The organism is Xanthomonas bonasiae (genome assembly GCF_014836395.1).
GTDB classification, from domain to species: Bacteria; Pseudomonadota; Gammaproteobacteria; order Xanthomonadales; family Xanthomonadaceae; genus Xanthomonas_A; species Xanthomonas_A bonasiae.
On the sequence record NZ_JACSQX010000003.1, the window covers coordinates 463920 to 472971 of the forward strand.

General features: G+C 70.8%; 10 protein-coding genes. 1 reads left to right on the plus strand and 9 read right to left on the minus strand.

Features of this window, described 5'->3' with window-relative positions:
• Positions 1 to 112: 112 nt before the first annotated feature.
• The 8 genes from H9658_RS06955 to rlmD all read right to left on the minus strand — a co-directional run bounded on the left by H9658_RS06955 (position 113) and on the right by rlmD (position 7005).
• Positions 113 to 1390, minus strand: coding sequence for an FAD-dependent oxidoreductase (locus tag H9658_RS06955; RefSeq protein WP_191824824.1), 1278 nt, complete (start codon positions 1388 to 1390; stop codon positions 113 to 115).
• 97 nt (positions 1391 to 1487) lie between these two features.
• Complete coding sequence (cspE, locus tag H9658_RS06960; RefSeq protein ID WP_003488188.1) at positions 1488 to 1694, minus strand: transcription antiterminator/RNA stability regulator CspE; 207 nt, start codon at positions 1692 to 1694, stop codon at positions 1488 to 1490.
• Positions 1695 to 1783: 89 nt separating this feature from the next.
• The gene (locus H9658_RS06965; RefSeq protein ID WP_218847965.1) at positions 1784 to 2530 is read right to left on the minus strand and encodes an S-methyl-5'-thioinosine phosphorylase; all 747 of its coding nucleotides are present in this window, start codon (positions 2528 to 2530) and stop codon (positions 1784 to 1786) included.
• A 74-nt stretch (positions 2531 to 2604) separates the two neighbouring features.
• Positions 2605 to 3159: a hypoxanthine-guanine phosphoribosyltransferase gene (locus tag H9658_RS06970; protein ID WP_179563691.1), complete on the minus strand. Its 555-nt coding sequence runs from the start codon at positions 3157 to 3159 to the stop codon at positions 2605 to 2607.
• Positions 3159 to 4166 (minus strand): beta-N-acetylhexosaminidase, encoded by a 1008-nt coding sequence (gene nagZ / locus H9658_RS06975; RefSeq protein ID WP_191824825.1) that lies wholly within the window; start codon positions 4164 to 4166, stop codon positions 3159 to 3161. Before nagZ ends, H9658_RS06970 begins: the two co-directional genes overlap by 1 nt.
• A 149-nt stretch (positions 4167 to 4315) precedes the next feature.
• Positions 4316 to 4993, minus strand: a complete 678-nt coding sequence (locus H9658_RS06980) for a DsbA family oxidoreductase (RefSeq protein WP_191824826.1) — start codon at positions 4991 to 4993, stop codon at positions 4316 to 4318.
• Positions 4994 to 5074: 81 nt separating this feature from the next.
• The gene (locus H9658_RS06985; RefSeq protein ID WP_179563688.1) at positions 5075 to 5581 is read right to left on the minus strand and encodes a CYTH domain-containing protein; all 507 of its coding nucleotides are present in this window, start codon (positions 5579 to 5581) and stop codon (positions 5075 to 5077) included.
• A 71-nt stretch (positions 5582 to 5652) separates the two neighbouring features.
• On the minus strand, positions 5653 to 7005 hold the full coding sequence (gene rlmD / locus H9658_RS06990; protein ID WP_191824827.1) for a 23S rRNA (uracil(1939)-C(5))-methyltransferase RlmD: 1353 nt from the start codon (positions 7003 to 7005) through the stop codon (positions 5653 to 5655).
• A gap of 277 nt (positions 7006 to 7282) precedes the next feature.
• On the opposite strand from rlmD, the gene H9658_RS06995 reads away from it, so the two are divergent.
• On the plus strand, positions 7283 to 7993 hold the full coding sequence (locus H9658_RS06995; protein ID WP_191824828.1) for a response regulator transcription factor: 711 nt from the start codon (positions 7283 to 7285) through the stop codon (positions 7991 to 7993).
• Between the two features lie 174 nt (positions 7994 to 8167).
• Here the strand turns inward: H9658_RS06995 and recO are convergent, their stop codons facing one another.
• Positions 8168 to 8968, minus strand: a complete 801-nt coding sequence (gene recO / locus H9658_RS07000; protein ID WP_179563685.1) for a DNA repair protein RecO — start codon at positions 8966 to 8968, stop codon at positions 8168 to 8170.
• Positions 8969 to 9052: the final 84 nt, after the last annotated feature.

The window sequence follows — 9052 nt, forward strand, 5'->3', positions numbered from 1 at the left end:
TAGAGCGTCGGGACTGAAGTCTCTCCCACAAAAAGCGCTGCCGCCGCGGCATCGCAACAGGCCGGCCGATCGCAGAAACAACGTCGGTCGCCACCTGCACGAACGCACTGGCTCACTGCACCTGTTCGCCCTGCGCCTGCGCCGCCGCAATCCGTGGCACTGCCGCCGTCTCCGCCAGCGCCTGCAGAAATCCAGGCTCCAGCGGCAGCTTGCCGAACCACCCGTGCTGGGTACCGCTGAGCACGCGCAGCATGTGCCCGCGACCGCCCGGCATGCGCCCGGCCGGCAGCATGCCGAGGTCGCGCACGCGCGCCACCAGATCACGTTCGGACTGGAACAGCGGGGTCAGCCAGCGGCTCCAGAACTGGTACACCGCCACGTGCGCATGGCGCTGCGCCTGGTAGCGCGCCAGCGCCGCGTCCAGGTCCGGGGCTTCGCGCAGGCTCTCGCTCAACACCCACGCATCCATCAGCGCCATGTTGACGCCCTGCCCCAGCTGCGGGCTCATCGAATGCGCCGCATCGCCGGCCAGCACCAGGCGGCCGCGGTACCAGCGCTGCTGCACCGCATCGCGATAGCTGGCCCGCGCCAGCTGCGCCGGTGCGCACACCTGCGCCAGGCGCTCGCGCGCCTGCGGCCACAGCTGCGCGACCTCGTCCAGCCACGCCTCCATGCCGCGCGCCTGCCAGGCGTCGAAATCGGCGGTGGGCAGGCTCCAGAAGAAACTCATGCGCGGCTCGGGATCGTCCGGCCGGGTACCGACCGGCAGCAGCCCGATCATCTTGCGCGCGGCCACGTAGCGCTGGCGCAGTTCGTCGGCGAAGGCCCAGTCGCCGCGCGGCAGCAGGCACCACAGCGCGCCCCACGGATAGACCCGGTCCAGGCGCGTGCCCTGCACCTGCGCGCGCAGCGCCGAGGCCGAACCGTCGCTGGCGATCACCAGGTCGAACGGACCATGCCAGCGCCCGTGCTGGTCCTGCACCCGGCGCAGGCCGTCGTCGATGGCGACGATGCGCGTGTCGCGCTGCAGCTCGGCATAGCCGTCCCATGCCTGCGCCAGCAGCGAGAACAGCGCGCCGCGCTGCATGCCCAGCCCGAACAGGCGCGTGTCCAGGTCGCGGTAGCGCATGTCCATCACCGCGCGGCCGCACGGCGTCTCGCCGTACAGGCGGCGCACGGGCGCGCCATGCGCCAGCGCCTGCTCGAGCAGGCCGATCCGCCACAGCACCTGCAGCCCGGTCGGCTGCAGCAGGAACCCGGCGCCGACCGGACCCGGCTGCGGCGCGCGCTCGAACACCTGCACCCGATGGCCGTCGCGCGCCAGCAGCAGCGCCAGGGCCTGGCCCGCCGTGCCGTAGCCGACGATGCCGATCTGCATCCGTTGCTTCATCGCATCCACTGATTGCGGGCGACACCGCAGCGGTATCGCCATCCATAAAAAACCCCGCCGAAGCGGGGCTCAAAAACAGCTCAGCCGAGCAAGCGATTTACTCGACAGGCGTAATATTGGAGGCCTGCGCGCCCTTCGGACCCTGGGTCACGTCATAGCTGACACGCTGTCCTTCCTGCAGGCTGCGGAAGCCCTTGGAATTGATCGCGGAGAAGTGCGCGAATACATCGGCGCTGCCGTCTTCCGGTGAAATAAAGCCAAATCCCTTGGCGTCGTTGAACCACTTGACGGTACCGTTCGGCATGGTGATGCGAGACCTTGTGCAATGAATGGGTGGTGGTTGTGCGGCAGCCCGCACCGGCGGAGTATGCAAAGCTTGGGCAACGAAGACAATCACCCGCGCGCCAGTTCGCCGATCAGCTCCGGCAGCCCCGCCGACGCCGCCTCCACATTCGCCAGCACCTCGGCCAGGGTGATTTCCTGCGCGTCGCCGCAGCCCGCGGCCCAGTTCGCCACGATCGCCAGACACACGTATTCCAGGCCCAATTCGCGCGCCAGGCCCGCTTCCGGCATACCGGTCATGCCGACCAGGTCGCAGCCGTCGCGGCGCAGCCGGGCGATCTCTGCAATCGTTTCCAGTCGCGGTCCCTGGGTGGCGCCGTAGCAGCCGCCATCGACCACCTCGGCGCCGGTCACGCGCGCGGCGGCCAGCACCTTGCTGCGCAGCATCGGCGAATACGGATGGCCGAAATCCACGTGCAGCACCTCGCTGCCCGGCTCCTCGCTGAGCGTGGAGACGCGGCCCCAGGTGTAGTCGATCAACTGATCCGGGCAGGCCAGCACGCGCGGGCCGAAGCGCTCGCCGATGCCGCCGACGGTGTTGAGCGCGAGCACCCGCGTGGCGCCGACTTGCTGCAGTGCCGCAAGGTTTGCGCGGTAATTGATCTTGTGCGGCGGCAGCGAATGGCCCTCGCCGTGCCGGGCCAGGAACGCGACCCGGTGACCGAGCAGCGTGCCGATGCGCACCGGGCCGGACGGACTGCCGTAGCGGGTGTCGACCTGGCGGGTCTCCACGTCGTCCAGTTGTGCGAGCTTGTAGACGCCGGTGCCGCCGATCACGGCCAGTGCGATGTTGTCCATGCAGATCCTCGAATCAGAACGTGCGCGAACGCCGGCCGCGACGGCCGGCGCGCGATGGGAAAAGGCGCCGCGCCCTATTCCTTCATCGCGTAGATCGCCGGCAGGTTGCGCAGGCCTTCGTTGACGTCCATGCCGAAGCCGAACACGTAGCGGTCGGGCACTTCCACGCCCACGTAGTCGGCGTTGACGTCGTCCACGCGGCGGTCGTGGCGCTTGACCGTCAGCGCGGCGATGCGCACGTCGGTGGCGCCCTGTTCCAGGCACCACTGGCGTACCGCCAGCAGGGTCAGCCCTTCGTCGAGGATGTCGTCGAGCAGCAGCACGCGGCGCCCGTACAGCGCGGTGGCCGGGCGGTGCTTCCACACCAGTTCGCCGCCGACGGTCTCGCCGCGGTAGCGGGTGGCGTGCAGGTAATCCAGCTGCAGGTCCTGGCCGCGCGCGCCCAGTTCCAGCGCCAGTTGCCCGGCGAACGGCAGCGCGCCGTGCATGATGGTCAGGTAGACCGGGATCTCGCCGCGGTAGTCGGCGGCGATGGCGTCGGCCATGCGCGCGATGGCCTGGTCGAGGTGCGGACGATCGACCAGCAGGTCGGCCTGGGCCAGGGCCTGGGCGATGGTGAGAGTGGACATCAGGCGGTTTTTCCGAGGGTTGCGAGCAGGTGGGATTGGGTGTGGCCGTAGCGGGCATCGGCGAGCAGCCCGTCCCAGCCGAGGGCGCCGCGGCCGATCAGGCCGAGCAGCGCGGCGGTATTGAGCGGGCGGTCGCGCACGGCCTGCAGCGAGTCTTCGACCAGTTCGGGATGGCAGACCAGGACCACGTCGCAGCCGGCGTCCAGGTGCGCGGACACCCGCGCGGCGACGCCGCCGGCGGCGAACGAGGCGGCCATGCCGATATCGTCGGAGAACACCACGCCGCGGAAGCCCAGTTCCTGGCGCAGGATCTGCTGGATCCAGCGCGGCGAATAGCCGGCCGGTTCCGGCGCGACCTGTGGGTAGACCACGTGCGCCATCATCACCGCGTCGGCGCCGGCGGCGATGCCGGCGGCGAACGGCACCAGGTCCTGCTCGCGCAGTTCCTGCAGCGGGCGCGGATCGACGGCGTTGTCGACGTGGGTGTCTTCCAGCACCGTGCCGTGGCCGGGAAAGTGCTTGAGGGTGGCGGCCATGCCGACGCTGTGCATGCCGCGCACGTAGGCGCCGGTGAACGCGGCCACCACCTGCGGATCGTCGCTGAAGGCGCGGTCGCCGATCGCGCGGTTGCCGCGCGCCAGATCCACCACCGGGGCGAAACTCAGGTCCACGCCGCTGGCGCGGACCTCGCTGGCCATCAGCCAGGCATGCTGCTCGGCCAGCGCCAGCGCCGCATCGCGATCGCGCGCATACAGCGCGCCGAAGCCGTGCAGCGGCGGCAAGGCGCTATAGCCTTCGCGGAAGCGCTGCACGCGGCCGCCTTCCTGGTCCACGCAGATCAGCTGCGGCCGCGGCGCCGCGGCGCGGATCGCCGCGGTCAGCTCCACCAGCTGCGCCCTGGAGGCGAAATTGCGCTTGAACAGGACCACGCCGGCGACGGCATCGTGCTGCAGCCAGTCGCGTTCCTGGGCGGTGAGTTCGGTACCGGCGACGCCGATCGCGAGCATGCGGGGGATTCTCCTGCCAGCGCTGTTCAGCGCGCCTGGGCGGCATTGTCGCAGATGCCGGCGCCGGCGACAGGCCGCAAGTGCCGTGCGGTACCGGCGCGTGCCGATGGCGCACCGTGGCTGCGCCACGTTGCGCTCGTGTGACCGGCCTACACCGCGCAACCGTCGGGGCCGCAGTCCTGCGCCGCGGCCGGCGCCGGCGGCAGCAGGCCGCGCAGGGTCGCGGCGAACACCTCCGGCGGCTGCGCTCCCTGGATCGCGTGGCGGCCGTCGACGACGTAGGTCGGCACTGCGCGGATGCCCATCGCCTGCGCCTGCTGCAGCTGCGCCTGGATCTCGGCCAGGCCCTCGTCGCCGTCCAGCAGCGCCTGCACCCGCGCCGCGGGCAGCCCGCCGGCGGCGCCGGCGGCGAGCAGCGTACTGGTCTCGGCCAGGTTGCGACCCTCGGCGAAATGCGCGTGGAACAGCGCCTCGGCCACCGCCTCGGCATCGCCTTCGCGCGCCGCCAGCCACAGCAGCCGGTGCGCCGGCAGCGTGGTCACCCGCACCTGGCCGCGGTCGAAGTCGAACGGCAGCCCCTCGGCGCGCGCGGTGGCCTGGGTCTGCGCCAGGATCTGCTCGGTGCGCGCGGCGCCGCCGAACTTGGCTTCATACGCCTTGCGCAGCGGCACCGGCTCGGTGCCGGCATCGGGATCGAGCAGGTACGGATGCCAGTGGATCTCCAGCGCCGGCGCATCCGCGCCGAGCGCCGCGATGCCTTGCTGCAACCGGCGCTTGCCGATCCAGCACCAGGGGCAGACCACGTCGGACCAGATATCGATGCGCATGAGCGGGGATTCGGGATTCGGGAATGGGGATTCGCAAAAGCATAAGCCTGATCACCGCACTTGACTCGCTTTTGCCAATCCCTAATCCCGAATCCCAAATCCCGGCCACTTACTGAACGGATGCGAAGCCAGCGCCAAATTGTAATAGCGCGCATCGTCGGTGACTTCGGCGCCGATCCAGTCGGGCTTGGCGAAGGCCTCGTCGGCGCTCTCCAGCTCGATCTCGGCGACCACCAGCCCGGCGTTGTCGCCGAGGAACTCGTCCACTTCCCACAGATGGCCCTGGTGTTGCACCAGGTGCCGGCGCTTGTCGATCAGCCCGCCCACGCACAGCGCCAGCAGCGCGCGCGCGTCGTCCAGCGGCAGCGGATACTCGAACTCCTGGCGGGTGTGCCCCAGCTCGCGCGACTTGAGGTTGAGGAACGCCTCCTGGTCCTGGATGCGGACCCGCACCGAGGCCTTCTGCGCGCCGCTGTCCATCGCCGCCTGGTCGTTGATGTAGCCCTGCGCCATCGGGATCACCCGATGCGCCGCAGCGCGCCAGCCGTCGCCGGTGACGAGGAATTTGCGTTCGATTTCGATGGCCATGGGATTGGGGATTGGAGATTCGGGATTGGTCAAAGCATAAGCCAGCGCGCAGACGCCACTGTTACGAATCCCTAATCCCCACTCTCCAATCCCGGCTTCTCGAACACCGCAATGCTCTCCACATGCGCGGTATGCGGGAACATGTCCATCGCGCCGGCGGCCTTCAGCACGAAGCCCTGCTCGTTGACCAGGTAGCCGGCGTCGCGCGCCAGCGAGCCGGGGTGGCAGCTGACGTAGACGATGCGCTGGAACGTCTCCAGCGGCAGCTGCCGCAACACCTCGATCGCGCCGGAGCGCGGCGGGTCGAGCAGCAGCTTGTCGAAGCCCTGCTGCATCCACGGCGCCTGGCGCTGGTCCTGGGTCAGGTCGGCGGCGAAGAACTGCGCGTTGTCCAGGCCGTTGCGCTGCGCGTTGTCGCGCGCCCGTGCCACCAGCCCCGCATCGCCTTCCACGCCCACCACCTCGCGCACCGTGCGCGCCAGCGGCAGGGTGAAGTTGCCCAGCCCGCAGAACAGGTCGAGCACGCGGTCGCCGGGCTGCGCGTCGAGCAGGGTCAGCGCCAGCGCGATCATCTTCTGGTTGAGCGAGGCGTTGACCTGGATGAAGTCCAGCGGCCGGAACGCCAGTTCCACGTCCCACTGCGGCAACCGGAACGACAGCGGCACGTCCTGCGGATACAGCGGATGCACGCTGTCCACGCCGCCGGGCTGCAGGAAGATGGCGAAGTCGTGCGCCTGGGCGAACGCGACCAGCGTCGCCTGGTCGCGCGCGCTGAGCGGCTGCATGTGGCGGAAGGTCAGCGCCACGGCGGCGTCGCCGGCGATGAACTCGATCTGCGGGATGTCGCGCTTGCCGTCCAGGCTCTCGACCAGCTCGGCCAGCGCGCTCACCTTGAAGCCGATCTGCGGAATCACCGTGTGGCACACCGACAGGTCGGCGACGAAGCGCGGGTCGAGCTCGCGGAAGCCGACCAGGGTCTTGTCCTTCTTCTCCACCCGGCGCACCGAGAAACGGCCCTTGCGCCGGTAGCCCCAGGGCGCGCCGGACAGCGCCGGCAGCACCGTCTGCGGGGTCACGTGGCCGATCCGCTCCAGGTTCTCGGTCAGCACCCGCTGCTTGGCCAGGATCTGCTGGTCCTCGGCCAGGTGCTGCAGCACGCAGCCGGCGCAGACCCCGAAATGCGGGCAGCGCGGTTCGACCCGCTGCGGCGAGGCCTGCAGCACCTGCAGGGTGCGCGCCTCGTCGAAATGGCGATTGCGCGCGGTGGGCTCGGCGAGCACCGTCTCGCCCGGCAGCGCGCCGGCGACGAAGGCGACCTTGCCGCCCTCGCCCTCGGGGCGGGCGACGCCGCGGCCGTCGTGGCTGAGGTCGACGATATCGGTCTGGAACGGGGTGCGGTCTAGGCGTTTTCTGGATCGGGCCACGTGGCGGCAGGCTGCGGGCGAAAAAGGGCGGCCATTGTCGCAGATGCGCCAGGGCCTGCCGATGCGCGGGAGCGGCCCTGCGGTGCGCGGGCGCCGACGCCGCCCTATCGGCGCCCGGACGCGGCGCTTCGGGTTGCCCTGGCCTGCGCCGATCCGGCCAGCGGCCCCCGGCGGCGGGCCGGGGCACCGGCTTGCGGACGCGGCGGCAGCGGCGCAAAGTGATGCGACGCATCGTCGCAGCCGCTAAGATGCGCCCAGGCCGCATGGAGGCATAAGGATGGCATCGACCCAGGACCCTGTGACGCGACTTTTACTGGTCGAGGACGACCCGATCAGTCGCACGTTTTTGCAAGTGACGCTGGAATCCCTGCCCGCGCAGGTCGATCTGGCCGACACCGTCGCTTCCGCGCTGGCCAGTGCGCAGGCCCAGGAACACGATCTGTGGCTGATCGACGCCAACCTGCCCGACGGCAGCGGCGCCGACCTGCTGCAGCGCCTGCAGCGGCAGCGCCCCGGCACCCTGGCGCTGGCGCATACCGCCGACGCCAGCGGCGCGGTCCGCGAGCACCTGCTCGGTGCCGGTTTCGCCGAAGTGCTGCTGAAACCGCTCAGTCCCGAACGCCTGCTGCAGGCGGTGCGCCGGTTGCTGGCGCGTGGCAGCGTCGGCACCGCGCCGGGCGCGGTGGAGGCGGCGGTGGACTGGGACGAGACCACCGCCCTGGTCGCGCTCAACGGCGAGCGCTCGCACCTGATCGCGCTGCGCGAACTGTTCCTGGCCGAGTTGCCCGGCACCCGCGACGCGGTCGCCTCGGCGCTGCAGCTCAGCGACGAGCAGGCGGTGCGCAACCACCTGCACCGGCTGCAGGCCAGCTGCGGCTTCGTCGGCGCCGCGCGGCTGGCGCGCGCGGTACGCCAGCTGCAGGGCGACCCGGCCTCGTCGCAGGCGCGCAGCCAGTTCAGCGAGGCGGTCGCGGCGTTGCTGCATTGAGCCGGGATTTGGGATTGGGGATTGGGGATTCGTAAAAGCAGTGCGTCGGCGCACTTGCTGCACGCCCGTGTAGGAGCGGCTTCAGCCGCGACAGACACCGTCGGCAAGCCGGCATGCTGGGTAAGCGGTTGGAGCTGAAGCCCCCTGCAGGAAGCCGGCCGGCGCAAGCGCGGCTCAATCGGTCTTCGGCGCCTGCGGGTCAGCCACTTCCGGTGAGTCAGGCACCTGCGGCAGTTCCCCGGCTTCCGCGTCGCGGCGCTGGCGGGTCAGGTCCTGCAGCATCTCCCACGACTTCAGGCCGCGCCCGCCGAGGTGGTGCATCAACACCACGCGCATGCCGCGGCGCAGGCCAGGCAGGTCTTCGGCCACCGGCATCTCGTCGGCGGCCAGCGCCAGCAGCGCGCGGCCGGTGGCCATGCCGCTGCGCTGGTCGTGGCCGCGGTCGCTGAGCAGGCGGCGCGGGCCGTGTTCGGCGTCCAGCACGTAGCGCGCGGCCGGGTCGATCGGCTCGCCGTCGCCGTCGTGGCGCAGGTCGAAGCCCACACCCAGGGCGTCCAGCAGGTCGCGCTCGAAGCAGCGCAGCGTCCACGCCAGCGGCGCCTCCGCGCCCAGCCGCGCGCGCACCCGTGCGTAGGCCAGGTACAGGTCCGGCGCAGGATCGTCGCGCGGCGCCAGGCGCAGGGTCAGTTCGTTGATGTAGAACCCGGCGAGCATGCCGTCCCCGCTCAGGCGCGGCGCCGTATCCACCGCCTCGGCCGCACGCAGTTGGGCCAGCTCGCCGCGGCGCTGCGCGCTGAAGCGGATCGACTGCAGCGGCTGCAGCGCCGCGCGCAGCGGCTGATTCTTCGGCCCCTGCACGCCCCGCGCCAGCACGCCCAGCCGGCCGTACTGCGCGCTCAGCACTTCGACCAGCAGGCTGGTCTCGCGCCAGGGGCGCGCGTGCAGGACGAAGGCGGGTTCGTGTTCGATGAGCATGGACGCTTCGGGACTCGGGACTCGGGACTCGGGACTCGGGACTCGGGACTCGGGACTCGGGACTCGGGACTCGGGACTCGGGAC

What these genes read in the sequence shown, in the direction of transcription:
- H9658_RS06970 (WP_179563691.1), bottom strand. Translation starts at nt 3,159, where the DNA reads ATGTCCACTCTCACCATCGCCCAGGCCCTGGCCCAGGCCGACCTGCTG.
- H9658_RS06985 (WP_179563688.1), bottom strand. Translation starts at nt 5,581, where the DNA reads ATGGCCATCGAAATCGAACGCAAATTCCTCGTCACCGGCGACGGCTGG.
- H9658_RS06965 (WP_218847965.1), bottom strand. Translation starts at nt 2,530, where the DNA reads ATGGACAACATCGCACTGGCCGTGATCGGCGGCACCGGCGTCTACAAG.
- H9658_RS06995 (WP_191824828.1), top strand. Translation starts at nt 7,283, where the DNA reads ATGGCATCGACCCAGGACCCTGTGACGCGACTTTTACTGGTCGAGGAC.
- H9658_RS06955 (WP_191824824.1), bottom strand. Translation starts at nt 1,390, where the DNA reads ATGAAGCAACGGATGCAGATCGGCATCGTCGGCTACGGCACGGCGGGC.
- nagZ (WP_191824825.1), bottom strand. Translation starts at nt 4,166, where the DNA reads ATGCTCGCGATCGGCGTCGCCGGTACCGAACTCACCGCCCAGGAACGC.
- H9658_RS06980 (WP_191824826.1), bottom strand. Translation starts at nt 4,993, where the DNA reads ATGCGCATCGATATCTGGTCCGACGTGGTCTGCCCCTGGTGCTGGATC.
- recO (WP_179563685.1), bottom strand. Translation starts at nt 8,968, where the DNA reads ATGCTCATCGAACACGAACCCGCCTTCGTCCTGCACGCGCGCCCCTGG.
- cspE (WP_003488188.1), bottom strand. Translation starts at nt 1,694, where the DNA reads ATGCCGAACGGTACCGTCAAGTGGTTCAACGACGCCAAGGGATTTGGC.